The 22268-nt window shown below is 42.5% G+C and carries 20 protein-coding genes and 2 pseudogenes; 6 read left to right on the plus strand and 16 right to left on the minus strand.

The genetic code is table 11. The features are described 5' to 3' along the window. Positions 1–2 precede the first annotated feature (2 nt). The 10 genes from ATB76_RS05740 to thrS form a co-directional block, all read right to left on the minus strand. The gene (locus ATB76_RS05740) at positions 3–791 is read right to left on the minus strand and encodes a TetR/AcrR family transcriptional regulator (protein ID WP_061034850.1); all 789 of its coding nucleotides are present in this window, start codon (positions 789–791) and stop codon (positions 3–5) included. Between the two features lie 170 nt (positions 792–961). Beyond that, complete coding sequence (locus tag ATB76_RS05745; protein WP_038868644.1) at positions 962–1771, minus strand: helix-turn-helix transcriptional regulator; 810 nt, start codon at positions 1769–1771, stop codon at positions 962–964. 635 nt (positions 1772–2406) lie between these two features. Next, positions 2407–2721, minus strand: coding sequence for a heavy metal-binding domain-containing protein (locus ATB76_RS05750; RefSeq protein WP_038868645.1), 315 nt, complete (start codon positions 2719–2721; stop codon positions 2407–2409). Between the two features lies 1 nt (position 2722). Further along, positions 2723–3112, minus strand: a complete 390-nt coding sequence (locus tag ATB76_RS05755) for a VOC family protein (protein WP_038868647.1) — start codon at positions 3110–3112, stop codon at positions 2723–2725. 10 nt (positions 3113–3122) lie between these two features. After that, positions 3123–3503 (minus strand): RidA family protein, encoded by a 381-nt coding sequence (locus ATB76_RS05760; protein ID WP_038874716.1) that lies wholly within the window; start codon positions 3501–3503, stop codon positions 3123–3125. Positions 3504–3518: 15 nt separating this feature from the next. Beyond that, entirely contained in the window at positions 3519–3803 is a 285-nt protein-coding gene (locus tag ATB76_RS05765; RefSeq protein WP_061034982.1) for a MazG nucleotide pyrophosphohydrolase domain-containing protein, read from the minus strand. Positions 3804–4081: 278 nt separating this feature from the next. Further along, on the minus strand, positions 4082–4435 hold the full coding sequence (gene rplT, locus ATB76_RS05770) for a 50S ribosomal protein L20 (RefSeq protein WP_004727974.1): 354 nt from the start codon (positions 4433–4435) through the stop codon (positions 4082–4084). A 40-nt stretch (positions 4436–4475) separates the two neighbouring features. Further along, positions 4476–4670, minus strand: coding sequence for a 50S ribosomal protein L35 (gene rpmI / locus ATB76_RS05775; protein WP_009705876.1), 195 nt, complete (start codon positions 4668–4670; stop codon positions 4476–4478). Between the two features lie 117 nt (positions 4671–4787). Next, positions 4788–5339, minus strand: coding sequence for a translation initiation factor IF-3 (infC, locus tag ATB76_RS05780; RefSeq protein ID WP_080774336.1), 552 nt, complete (start codon positions 5337–5339; stop codon positions 4788–4790). A gap of 3 nt (positions 5340–5342) precedes the next feature. Beyond that, positions 5343–7271 carry a threonine--tRNA ligase gene (gene thrS / locus ATB76_RS05785; RefSeq protein WP_038868651.1) on the minus strand — a complete coding sequence of 643 codons (1929 nt, stop codon included), beginning with the start codon at positions 7269–7271 and terminating at the stop codon, positions 5343–5345. 295 nt (positions 7272–7566) lie between these two features. Between thrS and ATB76_RS05790 the strand changes: the two are divergent. Next, a pseudogene (locus tag ATB76_RS05790) lies at positions 7567–8540 on the plus strand (DUF3187 family protein). Between the two features lie 186 nt (positions 8541–8726). Here ATB76_RS05790 and ATB76_RS05795 read toward each other — a convergent pair. From ATB76_RS05795 to ATB76_RS05815, 5 genes and pseudogenes are all read right to left on the minus strand, one after another. Next, the gene (locus ATB76_RS05795) at positions 8727–10442 is read right to left on the minus strand and encodes a hypothetical protein (RefSeq protein ID WP_155647548.1); all 1716 of its coding nucleotides are present in this window, start codon (positions 10440–10442) and stop codon (positions 8727–8729) included. 196 nt (positions 10443–10638) lie between these two features. Further along, positions 10639–11049 (minus strand): ABC-three component system middle component 2, encoded by a 411-nt coding sequence (locus ATB76_RS05800; protein ID WP_061034852.1) that lies wholly within the window; start codon positions 11047–11049, stop codon positions 10639–10641. After that, positions 11037–12038, minus strand: a complete 1002-nt coding sequence (locus ATB76_RS05805; protein WP_155647549.1) for an ABC-three component system protein — start codon at positions 12036–12038, stop codon at positions 11037–11039. Before ATB76_RS05805 ends, ATB76_RS05800 begins: the two co-directional genes overlap by 13 nt. Positions 12039–12108: 70 nt before the next feature. Beyond that, positions 12109–12544, minus strand: a pseudogene (locus ATB76_RS28885) (hypothetical protein); the annotation flags it as partial. A gap of 634 nt (positions 12545–13178) precedes the next feature. After that, positions 13179–13922, minus strand: coding sequence for a sporulation protein (locus tag ATB76_RS05815; protein ID WP_061034855.1), 744 nt, complete (start codon positions 13920–13922; stop codon positions 13179–13181). A gap of 198 nt (positions 13923–14120) precedes the next feature. Between ATB76_RS05815 and hutC the strand changes: the two genes are divergently transcribed. The 5 genes from hutC to hutH all read left to right on the plus strand — a co-directional run bounded on the left by hutC (position 14121) and on the right by hutH (position 20554). Then, positions 14121–14828 (plus strand): histidine utilization repressor, encoded by a 708-nt coding sequence (hutC, locus tag ATB76_RS05820; protein WP_038874710.1) that lies wholly within the window; start codon positions 14121–14123, stop codon positions 14826–14828. Between the two features lie 119 nt (positions 14829–14947). Next, positions 14948–16198: an imidazolonepropionase gene (gene hutI, locus ATB76_RS05825; protein ID WP_061034856.1), complete on the plus strand. Its 1251-nt coding sequence runs from the start codon at positions 14948–14950 to the stop codon at positions 16196–16198. 1 nt (position 16199) lies between these two features. Continuing rightward, a complete protein-coding gene (hutG, locus tag ATB76_RS05830; protein ID WP_061034857.1) occupies positions 16200–17213 on the plus strand; it encodes a formimidoylglutamase in 1014 nt (337 codons plus the stop codon). 96 nt (positions 17214–17309) lie between these two features. Continuing rightward, entirely contained in the window at positions 17310–19007 is a 1698-nt protein-coding gene (hutU, locus tag ATB76_RS05835) for a urocanate hydratase (protein ID WP_061034858.1), read from the plus strand. Positions 19008–19018: 11 nt separating this feature from the next. Further along, positions 19019–20554, plus strand: a complete 1536-nt coding sequence (hutH, locus tag ATB76_RS05840; RefSeq protein ID WP_038874698.1) for a histidine ammonia-lyase — start codon at positions 19019–19021, stop codon at positions 20552–20554. Positions 20555–20651: 97 nt separating this feature from the next. On the opposite strand, the gene ATB76_RS05845 is transcribed toward hutH, so the two are convergent. Next, the gene (locus ATB76_RS05845; RefSeq protein ID WP_061034859.1) at positions 20652–22268 is read right to left on the minus strand and encodes a M91 family zinc metallopeptidase; all 1617 of its coding nucleotides are present in this window, start codon (positions 22266–22268) and stop codon (positions 20652–20654) included.

Below are 22268 nucleotides of genomic sequence, written 5' to 3' on the forward strand. Positions count from 1 at the left end.
TATCAGCGATTCACTGAGTCTAAGAATGCAACTTCTTCACTGAACAATTCCTGCTCCACTCGACACCAAGTTTTACGGTAGTCCCACTCTGTTGAGAGCGGCAACCATCCTAGGCCATCAAGTAACATATTCGCATTGTGAAGCACAGAGAAGGGGTCTTGTAGGCGCTGGATACAACGACTGTTCGATGCATTTTGCGCCAGCGCATTAGAGCCAAACGCAATAGACCAATTAGCAAACACAATAGCATCTGAGCCAACAGCTGGAGAAAACTTAAGATCTCCTATTTCTACTGCATGGTTTACCAAAGCGTCCGCACCGGATATCACTTCTTCTTCCAACTGGTTTAATTCGTTAAGGCGCGTTGGAGATGCTTTTTCTATCACCCACGGCGTTTTAGCAACAATTGCACACGTTGATAATACAGGCTCCATGCGAGCATAAATACGATACCCAACATGCATCGCAATGATCTTCTCGCGAGTATTACCATCAAAGTTTGCCGTACGCTCGAAGAACACGGCTTCACTCTTCAATGAATGGATACATAAAGCAAGAATCACGTCCTCTTTGCTACAAAAATGGTTGTAGATGGTCCCTTTTGAATAAGGGCTCGCTGCGGTTAGCTTATCCATCGTGAGATTTGCAAACCCCTGCTCTTGCACCAATGACTTCGCAAGCTGAATCAACTCTACCTCACGATCGGCAATCGCCTGTTGTTTCTTCGTTAAGCCGGAAACAACACGACAGTCTTGCTGTTTGTCATTCTTTTTGCAGCCAAAATTAAACATAATTCTTTGATCCGTATCCCCATGTGACGCTAACGAATAGTAACACGAATATGATTGGCAGAAAGTTCATTACCTTTCTGACGAATCGTCATAATTGACACATCGTCATGTTAGCTCATCAATTACACATTACAAGTATGAATCTATAAATCACTAAAAATAACTACTAGTTATATTGATAGGCTTGGCTTATCCCCAGCCGAAGCGATCGCACATCGGATATCTTCAATAAAGTTACCATCAGTTTGGACAATTCCATCAGAGAAGGTAACAGGTTGGTGTGGTCCCGCAACCAGTAAGACATTCGTAAAATCGGAGACATTGAAATTTTCTGCTACGACATTCTTGGAGTGAAAATCGAGAACAGTGCTCGCGACCTGTTCTTCTAATGTAAGTAATTGTTCTTCAGTAATTTTCATTCGAGATAATGCAACACGAACACACTTCTCGTGCGTGGTCGTTTGATCCTTGATGATCTCTGTGTACTTGTCGTTAAGCTTCGAGTTTTCAGCGTAGCTGTAGTAAAGCGGACCATGCAGCGTAATGTTGTTTTCTTCATCAACATAAACCAGATCAAGTAACTCTAGCGCGCCTAAATAGTCCGACATACTTTGTTTCGAGAGGTCATACTTTTTCATTAGGATGGTATAGCCGTCTTTCCCACGAAGCATCCGTAACTCTCGATAAAAATCGTAAAGATGAGGAAATTGGAAAAAGACTTCGTCTTGCGTGTGGCTAAAGTAATCTTGATCCTCAGCTTGAAGTTGATTTGCCAGCTTCTGCAATTCATCGAGGGTGCAGTCAACCGCGCGGCAATACTCGAGTAGCTTATCTAGAGCAAGGTTAGTACTAGTTAAATGACGTTTAAAAGTGGACAACGGCATGCCCATTTTCTCAGATAACTCTCGATATGTTAGCCCTTTAGTTTTTATCGCTTGTCGTAATGCGGCTAACAAGTACTCGGGAGTGAGTTCTCTCATCTACAATTCCTTATGGCAATGTTACAGCTGTATAGTATTTGTAACAATTTAGAATCACTTCGCAAGGCATAAGTTCATATTTTTATAAGAAAACTTTGAATTAATATACTTTCATTCACATTTACGATGTTAATACTGGCACTTAAAATGCATTCAGTTTCATTATATTTGGCAAATTCATTACATTATAAACATCATAGTTTTAATGCTATTCGTCGCATTAAATCCTAGAAAGTAAAAATATGGCGAGAGTTTACGACTCAAACAAGCATTATGCGTTAGAACATTTGCCCTAAAAACAATTCATCAAAAAAGGCATAATTATTCAGCAGGACTGATGGTTCGTGAACACAATTAGGTTTAGCAGCGCAGTGCGATCGAAGTCACTTTAGTCAAAATTTCAAAGCAACGAATGGATACAATAAATACCTAGAAATGGTGATCTGCATATAAACGATAGGAAGAGGAACCCAATTAGGAACGACGTTGTCTTGGACTTATTGACAACGTCGACAGACTTTTCGTACTAGATGGCGAGACAAACTCACCGACATGAATGACACACAAGGGGGAGCTAAAAAATAGCGAACGAAAAAACAATCTGCACTGTATTAAAACGACAAAAGCCTCTTCGACTATACGAGCTTCACAGCCGTTCCAAACGCAAGAATTTCAGAAGAACCATCAACAATTGAGCTAGTTGTAAAACGGATGCCAACCACCGCATCAGCACCCATATTCGCTGCATCTTCGACCATACGCTGAATCGCGATATTTCGAGCTTCAGTCATCATTTCTGTATAACCGCGAATCTCACCGCCAACGATACTTTTTAGACCAGCCATGAAGTCTCGGCCAATGTGTTTAGATTGAACCACATTCCCCGTTACTACACCCTTTATCTCAGCGATTTCTCGTCCTGGAATCGTCTCGGTTGTTGAATAAATCATGTTAAGCCTCAGTAAGGTAGTTAGATAACTCAATCAAGTTACCATCTGGGTCTCGAATGTAAACAGATAGGATGTTACCAATTGCACCGGTCCGTTGAACAGGCCCTTCAATTACCTCAATAGCATGAGCTTCAAGGTGAGAGATAATATCCAAGATAGGTGTGTCTGTAATAAAACACAAATCAGCACTGCCAGAAGCAACTTGACGTGCTTTAGGTTCAAACTCGTTCCCTAGTTGGTGAAGATTTATCTTTTGCTTTCCATAAATCAAGGCTACTCGTCCTTCACCGAAAGTAACACTTTCCATACCGAGAACCTGTATATAGAAATCCAGTGTGGTTTGAATGTCTTTAACTGTCAGTACAAGGTGATCCAAGCGGTTTATTTTCATTAAAGCCTCTCTATAATGCTTCAGATGAGATGACTGCCTCAATCTCAATAGATAAGTCGGGGTGAATCAAACGGCTCACCTCGACTAATGAACAAGCCGGTAAATAGCCCTCATAGAAGTCGAATAATACCGAGCGAATCTCTGACAGTTGGTTTATATCGGTTATAAATATCGTCAGCTTGATGAGGTCACGTTTCTCTCTTTGTTCTTCCGCAAGTATTTTCGATAAGTAAGACAGAATCGTTTTTGTTTGCTCGATTAGATTTTCACTTTGGCTCGGTGAGCCCATTGCTGTCAACCCGGAAACATACAAGGTCTCACAATGTCTTGCCGCATGGACATAAGGACCAGCAATTTGCGGCAAAAATTCGTAACTGATGCGTTGAACCATTTTGACTCCCCTTCCCTAGCGGTTGTATTTTCGTTTGTTCAGTATCTCTTTCACTTCGTGCGTTTTTTCTAAATCTATTTCGTAAACATTGGCTAATGCACAAACATAATAGAGTACGTCGTAGAGTTCTTCCGCGATTGTTCCTTTAATTGTGTCCTCTGTCGGTTGTCCAGTGGCGTCTTTCCTAATCGATTCAGACAACTCACCCACTTCTTCAATCAGTTTGAGGAAATAATGCTGTTTCTGTTCCGGGTCGTGATCAAACTCTTTTATATGCGCTTGTAGTTGTCGAATGTCCATTTCTAATCCTTTTTTGTTTGTAATCCTAATAAACCCTACCATAAGTAGATAACAGAATGATTTAACGCGATATTCCCAATAGCTCGGTAACACAGATGCTCCTTATCCATGACTTGATGAGTTGAGGCAAAATAACAAATCAGCCATTGGAGCAACTTATTTGGTAAGAGTTGGGATATAAACGGGAAACGGGAAACGGGAAAGTCTATGGTAGGGGAAACAGAAAGCAATAAAAAAGGAGAGCTAATGCTCTCCTTTTCTTAATCCTAAACTGCTAATTAAAGAGCAGCTTTCGCTTTTTCAACTAGAACAGCAAATGCTGCTTTATCGAATACTGCGATGTCCGCTAGGATCTTACGGTCGATCTCGATAGATGCTTTCTTAAGACCGTTGATGAAACGGCTGTAAGATAGACCATTTTGACGAGATGCTGCGTTGATACGTGCAATCCATAGTTGACGGAATTGACGTTTCTTAGCGCGACGGTCACGGTAAGCGTATTGACCAGCTTTAGTAACTGCTTGGAAAGCTACGCGGTAAACACGTGAACGTGCACCGTAGTAACCTTTAGCTTGTTTTAGAACTTTCTTATGACGTGCACGAGCTTGTACACCACGTTTTACGCGAGGCATTATGCTTCTCCTAAACTAAACGATTGATAACTATAAAGAATTAAGCGTATGGCAACATACGAACAACTGCAGCAACTTCACAACGTGGAAGAATTGCATTTGGACGTAGTTGACGCTTGTTCTTAGTAGTACGCTTAGTCAGGATGTGACGTTTTGTAGCGTGCTTGTACTTAATACCACCAGCAGTTTTCTTAAAACGCTTAGCAGCACCTTTGTTGGTTTTCATCTTAGGCATGATGAATAACTCCGCATTGAGTAGGTTTAATAAACAACGTAATTAGGGCGAACAAAACCCAACCGCTTACCTTTAAAAGGGAAACGGCTAGGTCTTAATTACTTGATGAGCCGTTAATTACTTCTTTTTAGGGGCTAGAACCATGATCATCTGACGACCTTCGATTCGACTTGGGAAAGATTCCACTACAGCAAAGTCTACAGTGTCTTCTTTTAAGCGATGAAGAACGTCAACACCGATGTCTTGGTGCGCCATTTCTCGGCCACGGAAGCGAATTGTTACCTTCACTTTGTTGCCTTCTTCAAGGAAACGCGTCAGGTTGCGTAGTTTTACCTGATAGTCTCCAATATCAGTTCCAGGACGGAATTTTACTTCCTTAATCTGAACCTGTTTTTGCTTTTTCTTCTGCTCTTTAGCAGATTTGCTCTTCTCAAAGAGGAATTTGCCGTAGTCCATAACACGACAGACTGGCGGCTCAGCGTTAGGACTGATCTCCACAAGATCCATGCCTGCTTCTTCAGCAGCTGCGATCGCTTCTTGAATCGATACAACACCAACTGATTCACCGTCAGCGCCAGTTAGTCGAACTTCACGAACGCCACGAATTTCACCGTTCATACGGTGTGGGTTTTGTTTTACCGGCTGTTGGCCGCGTCTTCCGCCTTTAATAGCTTATTCCTCCAGATTGAGCTTACGGCTTGAAATCTCGTCTTGGATGTATGCAATGAAATCATCCACTTTAAATTTGCCGAGATCTTTACCTTTACGAGTACGTACTGCGATTTCGCCAGCTTCCATTTCTTGGTCACCGACAACAAGCATATACGGTACACGCTTCAAAGTGTGTTCGCGGATTTTAAAGCCAATCTTCTCATTTCTCAAGTCCGCTTTAGCTCTAATTCCACTTTTTTGTAGTTTTTGTACTACTTCCTGAACATAATCTGACTGTTTATCAGTAATGTTCATAAGAATTGCCTGTTCTGGCGCCAACCAAGTTGGGAAGAAACCAGCATATTCTTCGATAAGAATACCAATAAAACGCTCTAGTGAACCTAGAATTGCACGGTGAATCATCACCGGAACAAGACGTTCATTGTTTTCACCTACGTAAGTTGCACCTAAGCGACCTGGTAGGTTGAAGTCTAACTGAACAGTACCACACTGCCATGCACGGTCTAGACAGTCGTATAGCGTGAATTCAATCTTAGGACCGTAGAATGCACCCTCGCCTTCTTGAATCTCGTATGGAATTTCCATTGATTCTAGAGACTGTTTCAATGCTTCTTCAGATTGATCCCAGATTTCATCTGAACCTACACGTTTCTCTGGACGAGTAGACAGTTTCACTACGATGTTGTCGAAACCAAATGTTTGGTACGTATCGTACACCATCTTGATACAATTTGTTACTTCTTCTTGAATTTGGCTCTCAGTACAGAAAATGTGAGCGTCATCCTGAGTAAAACCACGTACACGCATAATGCCGTGTAGTGCACCAGATGGTTCGTTACGGTGACATGAGCCAAACTCAGCCATACGTAGCGGTAGATCACGGTACGATTTTAGACCTTGGTTAAAGATCTGCACGTGACCTGGACAGTTCATTGGTTTCAGTGCGTATTCACGGTTTTCAGAAGAAGTGGTGAACATCGCATCAGCGTACTTGTCCCAGTGACCAGAACGTTCCCAAAGAACACGGTCCATAATAAGTGGACCTTTTACTTCCTGGTAACCGTATTCGTCTAACTTAGAGCGTACAAATACTTCAAGGTCACGGAAGATAGACCAACCATTGTGATGCCAGAACACCATACCTGGTGCTTCTTGTTGCATGTGGAATAGGTCTAGTTGCTTACCAAGTTTACGGTGGTCACGCTTCGCAGCTTCTTCAAGGCGAGTAAGGTGCGCTTTCAGTGCTTTCTTATCGTGGAAAGCCGTACCGTAGATACGTTGAAGCATTTTGTTGTCGCTGTTACCACGCCAGTAAGCACCCGCAACATTCAATAGAGTGAAATGTTGACAGAAACTCATGTTAGGAACGTGAGGACCGCGACACATGTCGATGTATTCTTCATGGTGGTAAAGACCTGGACGATCATCACGAGATACGTTTTCGTCTAGGATTTCCACTTTGTATGGTTCGCCACGTGATTCAAATGTATCACGTGCTTCCTGCCAGCTAACCTTTTTCTTAACAACTTCGTACTTGGTCTTCGCTAGTTCTTTCATACGCTTTTCAATCTTTTCAAGATCGTCTTGCGTTAGAGATTCTTCTAGGTCGATATCGTAGTAGAAGCCATTGTCGATGGTTGGACCGATCGCCATTTTAGCTTGCGGGTAAAGTTGCTTTAGAGCGTGACCAAGAAGGTGAGCACATGAGTGGCGAACGATTTCTAAACCGTCGACTTCATCTTTAACTGTGATGATCTCAAGGCTTGCGTCTTCTTCAATTAAGTCACACGCATCAACGCGGTTACCATTTACACGACCAGCGATAGTTGCTTTTGCAAGACCAGGACCGATCGATTGCGCAACTTCCATAGTAGAAACTGGGTTGTCAAATTGACGCTGACTGCCGTCAGGAAGAGTAATAATAGGCATGCTATATCCTTTACAGTGGTGTTGCACACCAAGCAACACATGTTATTCAAATTAGAAGATTTTTCGAGAATCGGTAAAGGCCGCTCAGTAACACGAATACCGGACCTTCATCGGAACAAGGATTGTACATAGCTCACATTTAGAATGCAAAGAGCGATTTTAAAATGTCATTGAAACTTCATCACAGCAAATTCATCGATAAGCACAGATTGAGGAATTAATACAATTGAACAGCATTCAAAATATGATAAGACTAGAGTTAATCTATTGAGTAATCTCACTTTAGGCTCTCATCATGATGGATTTAAGATGGCAACCTACGCTCATGAGTTGCACCATACTCCTATCAGCGCCGGCAATCTGTGCGTCAGATTTGTATGGCCCGCTTCGTTCCTATGCTCAATCGCCAGAGCAAGTCGTCAGCCACACTAACGTACTTCGCTCGGGATATGCCCTCCCTTCCGGCTATGTTGAAGCGTATGGTTCAGGCACAATTGCGAGTGTCTGGGTTCATACCAGCGACTATTCTCTCGACTATTACCACAACCAACTCGAGTTAGGAGGTAAGTGGCAAATCAATGAAAAATGGCAATAGGAGTTGAACTATCGCTGGGTCTTTGCTGCGAATAACCATTTAGATGGTTTAACCGAAAGCTTTCATGACCTATTTGGTATTGGACAAAATGAACGTGACGAAGTTGATAAGAACCGTTTCTATATGTCGATGCCTGAATACGACATATTACTGAAAGACTTCCAAGGCGAAACACTAGTCAACAACCTGTCGACCTACCTCCAATATCAATTACTGCAAAATGAACATCATGGTTTGTCTATTGGCGGGAGTCTCTATTACAACGATGTTCCGCACGGCACCTTCAAAGGCGCTAGCTTTGAGCAAGGCCTACAAATCAACTATACCTTTAGATTCAATGTATCCAATGTATTCTACTCGATGGTAGGAATGACCTTTCGAAACAGTGATCGTGCACTGGTAGATTTGCCCTATCGACATAATACCGCTGCATTTGCGGTTGGTTATCGCTATGCATTGGAGGGGAATCACCACTTCATCCTTGAATATCATTGGTATCAAGGTTCGACAGAAGGACCTAGCGAGTTTGCCGATGCATCAAATGAGTTTGTGATTGGATATCGCTATTTAATGGAGAAATGGCGATTGAGAACGCAAGAAATATGGACAACAGTACCGATATCGCCTTTACCTTTGGATATCGGTACTTGTTCTCTCCAGAAACGGAAAGTTAGGAGTATTACAGATTCAAGATCGGGGCAACTGCTGTCGCGAATCGAATTTCAACATTCCAAGCAAACCTTTCGCACTTAACAACTAACTTAGTTTTTCCAAAAACTATTATTCCCGGCATCAAAGTAAGACGCCCATACACAGAATTAATGGCATGGACGAAAGAACGCGAGATGGCTTAGATAGAATTAATATAAGAAACCTTTTCGGTAATCTAAATTGTCACCATTTTCACCGTAAAAGGTTTCTACCTCGACATTCTCACTTGGTGAAATACTAACGTTTTCAACAAAAATAAACTGCCCATACATGTAGATTTTTTCTAGATAATTAAGGAAATTTTCCTTAATTGGAGATTTAGATAGTTTAATTTCATCGTCTTCAACAGGAGCATACTTATAATCCTTACTTACAGGATCTCTATATGTTACAAAAGGAGAATCGATTAGAACTAAACCAGGATGAAATAAATTATTTCTCCTACAATAAATCAATAAGGCAACCTTAAATACTGCATGAAAAATTGCCCTTACCCCCTTGCCGTTACTACCTCTAAGCTTACCATCAATTCTAACATCAAAAGTATTTATATCACAATCAAATTCGACTTCATGAAGCTTCTCATCCTCTTTGTTAAAGTAGCCAATTTCAAATAACACTTCCTTATATACATCACTAAACTTTTTGAAATAACTGCCTTCTGGAATAAACTCTTCTGTCTTGTATGCCTTGGGTGTCTTTTCCGTTTTAGACTCTGAAATCCTAGCCTCATACTTATTAATCCTTTCAACAATATATATATCTTCCTTAAGGCCAGATAGAACATTATTATATTTATCAATATTATCAGAAACAGTTGTTAGACTGGGTGACAATTCATCAATGATACCATCTAAACTAGCAATCTTCTTATGTAAATCTTTCTCTTCTTTCTCTGCAATTTCTTTCTTTTCGTTTGTAGTTTCAATAGCTGCAACCAGTTGCCTTCTTTTGGCCGATATTTTTTCAACTTCAGCTTTTGAAGCTATAGATAGTTTATTTAAATACTCATTTTGGTTACGAATATTGGCAATTTCTTTGTCGCTGCAACTTTCACAAACTCGTTTCACAGTATGCATTAGCAAAAAAGCTGATTCTTCTTGCGATTCCAACCTTTCTATATCTTTTAGATAGAAATCCGCAAGACTATTAAAATTTAAAATATTCACATTAGTATTTCTCAACCTAAAAGATGCCTTTTCCAGACTAATAACACACTCTTTCCTTTTGGTTATAATACCATCCAACTTTTCGGTGATTTTCTTTATTTTTTCTTTTTCTTTTGAAATTGAATTTTGAATTCTGTCTTGCCTATCCATTAGCTCTGAATAACTTTCTTCTGGAAAGTTTCGTTCAACTTTCAACTCTTCGACTAACTCACTGAAAGCACTGATTTTACCACTCTTCTCACTATTAAATTCTTTTCGTTTCTTAATAGTATTAAAATCTTTCCCATCCATACCTGTCAGTAGAAAAGAAAATATATTTCTAAATTTAGTCTTATCACTTTTATCTTCAACAAGTATTGGGGATAACTCATCAATCATTTCTTTTTCATATGCAAAAAAAACTTTAGATAGAGTTCGCATACTTAGTTTTTCTTTTTCAGCGTTTAGATTTCTGCATATATATACATCTTCCAGACCTAATTTTTCAAATATAAACAAGCTTATATTTCTAACTTTTCCACTAGAATTCCCCGTTTTACATTCGACAAGGAAAGCTTCCTTTTTTTTATCAAAGACAAACCCAGTGTATATGAAAAACCTATCAGAACTAATATCTCTGAAAGATGTATACTTATCTCCACCTATAGTAAAATGCATAAAACATGTTTGATATTCTTTTACTTCTTCATTTTCCATCAACTCACTCTTGCCTAACATATAATCAATGAGTGAAATAAGAAAACTTTTACCAGTATTCGACGCACCTGTTATAAACTTAACACTCTTATCAAAAGTCACAGTCGACAACGGTTTATGTGAACTTCTTACATTAATTGAGTTTATAAATATACTGTTATATTTAGACATTATAATAATTTCACCAATCAAACGTTTATTTAGCGCGAATAAAATTAGAAACCCAATTAGCATTACTAATTAGTTTTTTAGAATATGGGGTTATCATTAGACGAAGATAGGGAGAAGCACTTTCTGTTGCTCTATATTCCAAACCTTTTGAAGTAGGGATAATTTCAATCATGCCGTAATTCCTCATCAAATCAATCCCATTTTTTACCACTTGATAACGGACATCTAAGGCAAACTTTCTGTTAGGAATGTTTTGATGAATGCTCTCAGGACCATCAAAATCCGCCGAGTACACTATCATATAATCTGATTTAATTAGAAGATCTATGTCGAGGGTGTCTGGATATATTTCATTTAAAACACATATAGCCCTTACCCCAGCTTCTAATTCTGTATTAAATACATTTTCACTTCTAAAATCTGCTAAAACTTCCATGACGCAAAAATCCCTTTATTGATAAAATGATGACAGTATCCTTGTTTTACTTCAATCTTAGCGTGTATTGACAGTTTTCCAGAAGGCGCTAGATTAGCTGCTTGAGACATTACCTTGCAAAGCCTATCATAGCTACTTTTGTGATCCCCAGTATTTCTATAAGTGGGTGACACACCTTTATATATTTCTCTCTCAAAGTTGGATAAAACCTCTTTCGCTGTAATATCTCGATAGAAATTACTAAAAACTTCCGTACAAAAAAAATTCTCTCTGTGCTCGTAAATTTCTAAAGAAATTGAAATATCACCTTCCATCTCATGTATATATTGATAGTTTACATTTTTATGTTCACTATATACTTCAAGAAGCTTATTTATATAAACTTGTTCTTTTTCTTCTATTTCTTTTGGAACCACGGCTTGAGGCGGAGCTGGCAACGCCACATCAAACCACTTGAACAAAAGAGCCTTTGCATCACCACAAGTAACAATATTATCTATATCAATAACTTGAACATTTGAAAAATCATAATTTTCTATCGTTTTTTTTAGCTCACCATCGAGAGACACATTAAGCACTGGTTTACAATACGTGTCCCACTTATCCAAAAGCATCTTTTTTAGTTCGCTTGGCTTATCAATGGCGTTTTGTAAGTTTCTGTTTACGCCTTTGGGAGCAACGAAATAATAGTTCTTTGGTGGTCTAATATTTCTCTCACACGCGTAACTGAAAATCTTTCCTAATTCAAGAACGCCTTCACCAGTACCCAAAGACGCTTGATATTGTTTACATTGATAGTTATCCCACTCTCCCTCTTGTCTATATTCTGAGTAATAACCGACAACATCTCGCCCCTTATCACCGGTGCCTGCGTATCTTTTTAGTGAGTGATATCGAGATTGCTTTGTTTCTGCCCATTCCATACAGAACAGCTCTAAATCTGAAGGACTTAACTGGATAATCAAACGACGAAGATCTAAGTTGCTCACTGCTTTTGTTTCCTAAAACGTTTGACCAAAGAGCATAGGCATCCCTTTGCTCTTCTAAATAGTCATAATCTAAATAGTTGCCTTGAACGCCAATATGAACTCTATGCCCTAACATAGTTTCAGACGCCCATCGACACCCAAATATTACATGCTTTTCTTCACATATCTTGATTGATTGTGCGCTGGTAACCGAGCTCTTCTAAATAGTCATAATCTAAATAGTTGCCTTGAACGCCAATATGAACTCTATGCCCTAACATAGTTTCAGACGCCCATCGACACCCAAATATTACATGCTTTTCTTCACATATCTTGATTGATTGTGCGCTGGTAACCGAGCTCTTCAATTCTATCAGCGGCTTTCTACCAAAAATTACAGGTACATTTGCCACCATTAGTTTATCTAAGCGTGATAAGACTGAAGGAAACATCATATGATGCTTTAACCGTAGTGCCATCTACTTGCGAATGATCTTTTCTTCCAGAGGTGGAATAGCTCTGCGAATTGTTTTGCTCGCTAATGAGACACGGTAAACCCATGTAATTTTTTCGTTAGGATTAATACGGATTCCAAGGCCGTCACGATGATTAACTTCATCGGGCCCGCTGTATGGTTTTCATCTATGGCACATAGCCAAGCGGCTGTTATTGCCATAATTAATTTGTACCAAAAAATTGGTACAAATTTGGTACAAGATGAAAGTGATTGCAACCAAAACATGTTCAATCTGTTGGATAAGTCTTGAAATAACTTGAAATAGGTATGAGAGGTTAAGCTATTGTGTATAAAGGGTTTAGAAAGTGGAGTGAAGAGGTATGAATTTTAGAGAGGAATTTTGAATGATATATTATTGCTACTTACACCAAGCAACACATGTTATTCAAATTAGAAGATTTTTCGAGAATCGGTAAAGGCCGCTCGGTAACACGAATACCGGACCAATATCGAGAAGGGGATTGTACCTAGCTCACATTTAGAATGCAAAGAGCGATTTCAATTTGTCACTGAAACTTCATTGTTCAATGAATGAGAGCCTCAATAATTTTGAAAAAAAAGTCGACGCGATCTAAAAATGAAAATAGCTCTGATAGTGAGTGTCCCTCTTCCATCAGAGCTTATGAGAACCGTAGAGTAAGCGATTACAGGTTAAGAGTCGGAGCGATTGCTGCTGCAACCTGTGAATCTGTCGCATCAATAAGTAAAGAGAATGAACGATACTGATCACCAGACATGCTAAATGAGCGGTCGATCTCCGCTAAGCAATGGAGCGTCGCACCATCCAATATAAATGACAATTCGATTTCTTTAGTGGAAACGAAGCCGTTATTACGGAACTCTAGCTCTTGGTAAATACCCGAACGTGACGAGAATGTATTACCACGTAAGAAGCCCTTCTCTACATCGGCTTTAACCATAGTAAAACCAGCTTGCTCAATGGCGCCAATTACTCGTGATGCTGCGGGTAATGGCTTTACTTCAATGTAGTCACGATCGCGTGGGTCAATCGCAAAACCGATGTCTAATGTGGTTTCTACCCAAACATGACACTGGTTTTTCATTGCGCTTACTGCCGTAATTGGCGTTTCATCGTGCAGTTTTAACTCGAACGGCACTTGTTTTTCTTCATTCGGTTGGATGATGAAAGGTTCAACCGCCTTCAATTGATCGATCGTGAATGTCTGGTAACTAACGCTGTCGTCTGCTTCTACTTTCATTTCCGTGTTCAGTTTGATGGTGATGGCATCAATTTGTTGTTCAACATCACCACCTTTGATTTGGACGTGACCACGTAATATTGAACCTTGATAAACGCTCATCTCATCTAAAATCGTATCTACCTTTGCCGAGCCGATACCAAGCGATGCTTTTAGTTTTTTAAACATGGAATTCCTTTGTGACTGCCTGTTTTATTAATTTTGTTGTGGAGAGCCTTTGTTTACACAACTGATGAAAGTACTGCAAGCAATAGACCTCAAGAATGCGGACTAATTCCTTTTATCTATTCACAGAATAGTTTTAGGTATTTGCAATTTGTACATAGATTACGCACTATTTGTATAGTCAATTAAAAGGAAGTCATTATGTCTGCGCCACTTTATAAGCAAATCAAACAGTTTATCCTCGATAAAATTGATTCGGGAGAGTGGATGGTTGGACACCGCATCGCGACAGAATTTGAGCTGACCGAACAATTCGGAGTCAGTCGAATGACGGTAAATAAAGCCATTAGAGACTTAGTTAACGAAGGCAAACTGCAACGCCGCCCTCGCCTCGGCACCTTTGTTTGTGATCCGGCTGAGAAGTCTGAATCTCCCCTATTAGACATTCGTAACATTGCTGATGAGATCAGCAATCGTGGTCGAGAGCATCATAGTGAAGTTCTCCGACAAATTGCAATCAAAGCGGACGATGATATCGCAACCAAACTGGGCGTCATGCTTGGTACTACCGTATTCTACAGCGAGATCATTCATTTTGAAGATAGCACACCAATACAGCTAGAACTTCGTTGGGTGAACAGTCAATATGCACCAAGTTACCTCAATCAAGACTTCACGTGCATGACACCAAACCAATACCTTTCTAATAACTGCCCTCTTAGCGCCATCGAACATACCGTAGAAGCCATTGTCCCAGATGGACGCGTGAAGCAAGATCTTAAAATGCAAGCTGATGAACCATGCTTACTGCTCAACCGACGCACATGGAGTCAAGACAAACTGGTCAGCACCGCGTTACTTTATCACCCAGGCAATAAGTACAAATTAAGCTCTAAGATCTTATTGTAAACTAGGCATTACTTCTTCGTTTTGATCACATTTCAGCAACATTAGTCTTGTCAGTGATGCTTTTTTCTCCTATTTATTTGTATATACATTTAATCAAGCAAGTATTGGGACGAGTGGAAATGGATTTGTTGATTGAAAATGCACGACTGGTAACCATGCAAGAAAGAGAACAAGGATACTTGCCAACTCCAATTGCTCGTGTGGGAATTCGATCAGGAAAAATTGTCGCCATCAGCACGAAAGAACAAGGTAACGATATCGAACATACCGAATCCATTTTGAATCCAGACCACTACGAACAAACCATTGATCTTCAAAGCAAGCTTTTGTTGCCAGGTTTGATTGATTGCCACACTCATCTTGTGTACGCCGGAAATCGAGCCAACGAGTTTGAAATGCGCCTCAATGGTGTGCCTTATGAAGAAATCGCCAAGCAAGGAGGCGGTATTCTCTCTACCGTTCATGCCACTCGTGCCGCCACTGTAGAACAACTTATCGAACTCGCTTTACCACGTTTAGATGGATTGCTCGCAAGCGGAGTTACCTCTATCGAAGTTAAGTCTGGTTACGGTCTCACGCTAGCTGATGAAATCAAGATGCTGCGAGCAGCGAAAGCCTTAGAGCAAGAGCGCAAAGTCAAAATCACCACAACCCTGCTCGCCGCTCATGCACTTCCACCAGAATTTAAAGACCGTGCTGACGATTATATCCAACATATTTGTGATGACATTATTCCGCTCGTGGCAGAAGAAAAGCTCGCCACCAGCGTCGATGTGTTTTGTGAATCGATTGGTTTTAACTTAGTCCAAACAGAGCGTGTCTTTGAAGCGGCAAAAAAACATGGCTTGCATGTGAAAGGTCATACTGAGCAGCTCTCTGATTTAGGTGGTACGGCTCTAACCGCCCAATACAATGGTCTTTCTGCCGATCATATTGAATATCTGGATGAAATTGGCGTACGTGCGCTTGCCAATTCCTCGACCGTGGCAACCTTGCTCCCTGGCGCATTTTACTTCTTACGTGAAACCCAATTACCACCTATCGATTTGCTTAGAACGCACAAGGTGCCAATGGCGATAGCGACGGATATCAACCCTGGCACGTCACCATTCGCAGATTTAACCCTGATGATGAACATGGCTTGCACTCTGTTCCGTTTAACACCTCAAGAAGCACTGCGTGGCGTCACTCAAAACGCAGCAAAAGCATTAGGTTATGGGGAATCTCGTGGCGTGATTGAAGTCGGTTATGACGCTGACTTCTCAATCTGGGATATCGAACACCCAGCAGACCTCAGTTACCAAGTCGGCGCAAAACGTTTGGTAGGTCGTATAGTCAATGGTGAATATGTCTCTCACGGAGGACTGTGACATGGCTCAATCAGATCTGCATACCGCTCCATTTCACTGGCAAGGTCGTCATGATGCTGAAGATGGAGAACTGGGTAAACGCGTTCACCACGTGATTAAAAATATTTCTGTCGAAGAGTTGCCGAGCAAAAGCGAAGGCGTCTCGATCCTTGGTTTTGCTACCGATGCGGGTGTTGCCAGAAATAAAGGCCGTATTGGCGCGAAAAAGTCACCGGATTTAATCCGTCGTGCCCTAGCCAATCTCACTTGGCACCAAAATGCGCCGCTTTACGACCTCGGTACTGTCGTTTGCGAAGACGACTTACTAGAGAGCAGCCAATCGCAATGCGCAGCCACAGTTGCTCAGGCACTACCCCATTCACCTGTCGTCGTCCTAGGTGGCGGGCATGAGATCGCATGGGCGTCATTTTCTGGGTTGGCCGAATACTTCAAAACTCATCACCCAGAAAAGCGGCCAAAGATTGGCATAATCAACTTCGACGCACATTTTGACCTACGCGCTTTTGAAAGTTCGCTGGCAGATGTAAAACCAAGCTCAGGCACACCGTTTAATCAAATTCATCACTTCTGCCAACGCAATGATTGGAAGTTTCATTACGCTTGCATTGGTGTCAGTCGCAGCAGCAATACCAAAGCGCTATTCCAGAAAGCGGACGAACTCAACGTTTGGTATGTGGAAGACAAACAGCTTTGCTACATGAACCACAGCTACCATTTAACGCAGCTACAGCACTTTATCGATGACTGCGATTACCTCTATCTAACGATTGATTTGGACGTATTCCCTGCGACAACAGCTCCGGGTGTAAGCGCCCCAGCAGCGAGAGGAGTCAGCTACGACATCATTTCGCCGTTTCTCGACCGAATCCTACATTACAAAAACAAGCTTATGCTGGCAGACATTGCCGAGTACAACCCCACGTATGACGTCGATAGTCAAACCGCTCGATTGGCAGCCCGCCTATGTTGGGACATTGCCAATGCCATGGCAGAGAAAGACCACAAGCCTAAATAAGCAAACCCAATAACGATTAACTCGAACAGCACTTTACTCGAGTAGAAATAGCCAAGCACAGACTTGGTACACACGTGAAACTAAAGGAGTCTTAAAATGACACAGCGCCAAGGACAAGATCCACGACTTGATACCAGCAGAATAATTCGTGCTCCACGCGGTACCGACCTGCGCGCCAAATCTTGGCTGACGGAAGCCCCACTTCGTATGCTGATGAACAACCTTGACCCAGACGTAGCCGAGCACCCTCACTCGCTCGTTGTATACGGTGGTATCGGTCGAGCAGCACGAAATTGGGAATGCTTCGATAAGATTGTTGAAGTGTTAGAAAGACTCGACGATGACCAAACTCTTCTCGTTCAATCAGGCAAACCAGTTGGCGTTTTCCCGACTCACAAAAATGCGCCACGCGTTCTGATTGCGAACTCAAACCTAGTTCCACATTGGGCCAATTGGGAGCACTTCAATGAGCTCGATAAAGAAGGCCTGATGATGTACGGACAAATGACTGCAGGTAGCTGGATTTACATCGGCTCACAAGGCATTGTTCAAGGCACTTACGAGACGTTTGTCTCGGTCGCTAAAAAGCACTTTAACGGCGAGGCAAAAGGTCGTTGGATTTTAACTGGCGGTCTAGGTGGTATGGGTGGCGCGCAAACCTTAGCAGGTACCATGGCAGGCTTCTCTATGATAGCCGTCGAGTGCGATGAATCACGTATCGATTACCGTCTACGCACTGGCTACGTCGACAAGAAAGCCACATCGTTGGATGAAGCGCTAGCGATGATCAAAGAATCCGACACGCCTATTTCTGTCGGTCTACTAGGCAACGCAGCAGACATCTTCCCAGAGCTTGTGGAACGTAACATCACACCAGATGTAGTAACAGACCAAACCTCTGCGCACGACCCATTGAACGGCTACTTACCTCAAGGTTGGAGCATGTCTCATGCAGCAGAAATGCGCTTGCAAAATGAAGCCGGCGTAGTGAAAGCGGCGAAACAATCAATGGCTGTACAAGTTCAAGCCATGCTAGAGCTGCAAAACCGCGGCGCTGCAACACTGGATTACGGAAACAATATCCGTCAAATGGCGTTGGAAGAAGGCGTAGAAAACGCATTTGATTTCCCTGGTTTCGTACCGGCTTACATTCGCCCATTATTCTGTGAAGGTATTGGGCCATTCCGTTGGGCAGCGTTGTCTGGCGATCCAGAGGACATCTACAAAACCGATCAGAAAGTAAAAGAGCTGATCTCTGATAACCCTCACCTGCACAACTGGCTAGACATGGCACGTGAACGCATTCAGTTCCAAGGTCTACCGGCACGTATCTGTTGGGTGGGTTTAAAAGACCGTGAACGTCTTGGCCAAGCCTTCAACGAAATGGTGAAAAACGGTGAACTTAAAGCACCGGTTGTTATTGGCCGTGACCACTTAGACTCCGGCTCTGTAGCCAGCCCGAACCGAGAAACCGAAGGGATGATGGATGGCTCTGATGCCGTATCGGATTGGCCGCTACTTAATGCGCTATTGAATACAGCAGGCGGCGCAACGTGGGTGTCTCTACACCACGGAGGCGGTGTTGGTATGGGCTTCTCTCAACACTCGGGTATGGTGATTTGTTGTGACGGCAGTGATGATGCGTCTGAGCGTATTGCTCGCGTACTTCACAATGACCCAGCGACGGGCGTTATGCGTCATGCCGATGCCGGCTACGACATCGCCAAACAATGCGCAGCCGAACAAAAATTAGATCTACCAATGCTCAACGAAGAACTGAAAAAGCTGAAGTAAGGATGAAAGACATGCTCAATTTAACGCTAAAGCCAGGCCATATTAGCTTAAACGAACTGCGTCAGGTGAGCCGCTCACCTGTCAACCTTACTCTCGACCCAGAAGCCATTCCGGCCATTGAGGAAAGCACTCAAGTTGTCGACCGAGTGATTGCAGAAGATCGCACCGTTTATGGCATCAATACGGGTTTCGGTCTACTCGCGAACACACGTATTGCGCCAGAAGATTTAGAAACGCTGCAACGCAGTATTGTGCTTTCACACGCTGCGGGCATCGGCAAATTTATGTCAGATGAAACCGTTCGCTTGATGATGGTACTGAAAATCAACAGCCTTGCGCGTGGCTTCTCAGGCTTGCGCTTGAAGGTCATCAACATGCTGATTGACCTTGTGAATGCGCAGGTGTATCCATGCGTTCCACAAAAAGGCTCAGTAGGCGCATCGGGTGACTTAGCGCCGTTGGCTCACATGAGTACGGTGCTTCTTGGTGAAGGCCAAGCACGTCACAATGGCAAAGTCATTTCTGGCTTAGAAGCTCTGCAAATTGCTGGTCTAGAGCCAATCACGCTGGCCCCAAAAGAAGGTTTAGCACTGCTTAACGGTACTCAAGCGTCAACGGCATTTGCACTGGAAGGCCTATTCATCGCAGAGGATCTGTTCTCATCCGCGACGGTTTGCGGGGCGATGTCGGTAGAAGCTGCATTAGGTAGCCGTCGTCCGTTCGACCCTCGCATTCATCGTGTTCGTGGTCATCGTAGCCAAATGGATGCCGCATTAGCGTATCGACATATGCTAGAAGCAACCAGCGAGATTGGTGAATCACACACCGATTGCGAAAAAGTACAAGATCCATATTCACTTCGTTGCCAACCTCAAGTCATGGGCGCATGTTTACAGCAAATTCGTAATTCCGCGGAGATTCTGCAAGTAGAAGCGAACTCAGTATCAGATAACCCGTTGGTGTTTGCTGAAGATAACGACATCATCTCCGGCGGTAACTTCCATGCCGAACCCGTGGCAATGGCCGCAGATAACCTTGCCCTTGCGATTGCTGAGATTGGTAGCTTGTCAGAGCGTCGTATGGCACTGCTTATTGATAGCGCGCTATCTAAGCTTCCTCCATTCTTGGTCGACAATGGCGGCGTGAACTCAGGCTTTATGATTGCGCAGGTGACGTCGGCTGCGTTAGCAAGTGAAAACAAAACACTGGCTCACCCTGCTTCTGTCGATAGCTTGCCAACATCCGCAAATCAAGAAGACCATGTTTCGATGGCAACTTTTGCGGCTCGCCGCCTGAAAGAGATGGGAGAAAACACGCGTGGTATTTTGGCGGTTGAATACTTATCAGCCGCGCAAGGGTTGGATTTCCGTGCACCAAACAAGTCCTCCGAACGCATCGAGATTGCTAAGCAAATGTTGCGCGAGAAAGTCTCGTTCTACGACAAAGACCGTTACTTCGCGCCAGATATCGAGCAGGCAAACGCCCTTCTCAAACTGGCACTGCACAATGCATTAATGCCAGAGAGTTTGCTCCCTAGCGTGCACTAATACACTTCTTATTAAGAAAAAGCCGATTGAGCAGCAAACTCAATCGGCTTTATTTTTTGATTCTTCTTGTTACCTTTGTAGCAACATCATCAGAACATTACTGAATACTACAAATGTTAAAACGGCTACGGCTGCCAGAGCCAAGCATTTTCACATTCTGTTTTTCTCGGATATTCAACCAAGCGGTACTCTCTTCTACACTCAAGTTTGAAGGTTGATAATCGAGATTAGAATGTCGTGAGACCAGAACTTGCTTATTGAGGTCGTCTGATAAGCTATCGACGATGTTTGTTGTCATTTGACCATCGGAATACGCCATCACGAGTACAGTCTCTTGACCTTCGAGTTCTTGTGAAAGTAAGGATTGATTGTCCAAACTAAACTGAACATCTTTGTATCCACCCGAACTTTCGGGTTGCCCGAGAATTGCGCGGTACATTCGGCTGCGTTTTTTCTTCTTCAAACTCGCCAGAGGCGTTTCATTTTCAGAACTATAAGCATTGACCACTTTAATGTTGTTCTTAGCAGCATAATTTAAGATCGCACTTTGGTTCCCTAAACCACGCCTTGTCAGCGCCGGAGAGTATTGTAAGCTTTGCGATAATCGTTGCTCGGTCGCATCAATAAGCACAATCGCCGTCTCCTTGCCTTCACTCAAAGACTGGTTCAATGCTCGACGAACTTCGACATGGGCTTGCTTACCCTCCAATGTATTCCATTTGGGTGATAGAGATCCTGCAGCAGCTGGCCTTACCTCAACCGTATAAGGATGATATTGGTACTGCCCTGCAGGCCAATAAGTATTTCTCTTATATGCGCCAAGATCATCGGCCAAATGAAACTCACTCACTACCTTTTCATTTTTCAAATAAGCTTTCGGCTTGTTCTGTCCATTAGATTTCCAGCGGAAGTACATCTCTTCCCGCCTCATGATCGCATCACTACGAATTGCACTTATCGCAGTCTCAGCATCTCTGCCGCTTTCTGCATTGTTATAATGGAAAATTCCCGTCGTTTGATATTCGGCATTTTCAATCGAGTACTCCGTAACCTGTCCGGTTTCGGGATGACGATGCTTTAATAGCACACTACCTGGAGGCATCGCGCCTGAAGCGTAATCACGAGCATGAATTAACTCATGACCTAGCGCGACCGCTTGATCAAAAGGCTTGTCCGTTCCCGGAATATTAACCACCTCTTGGGTAGAAAAGAACACCGTGTTTGACACGCCTTTTCCATCAAATTGCCTTGAATAGACAAGCTCAGACTTTTGCCTATCAACGAAACTGGAAGGAACGGTCTCAAACAAACGACCAGCGCTTTCCGGCTCGCGAATCACGGTCACCACATTAACCTTGTTCGTATCAACGCCTTGAAGATGCTCAATAAGGGGGGCTACAGTATCTTCTGGAGCATTGACGGGAATATAAGTCGCGATTTGGCGCAACACTTCTCGCCCAGTCGGTGATATTTTCAGTTTTTGAATCAGAAGTTTAATATCTGCAAGATAAGCGTCATCCTTTGTTTGTACATACAGGCTAGTTGATACTCGATAGAGATTACCGTACTGCGGGGTGTTGTACCCATAAATGACCTTCACACCATCAGGGGCAGCATAAAACTCCCCCATCTCTGCACCACCACCAGCAAAAGCACTTCCAATCAATATTGAGAATGTAAAAATGACTGACATCACTTTTGTTAAAGTTTTCAT

The sequence above is a fragment of the Vibrio sp. MOR3 genome (assembly GCF_001557775.1).
In the GTDB taxonomy this organism is placed as follows: Bacteria; Pseudomonadota; Gammaproteobacteria; order Enterobacterales; family Vibrionaceae; genus Vibrio; species Vibrio jasicida.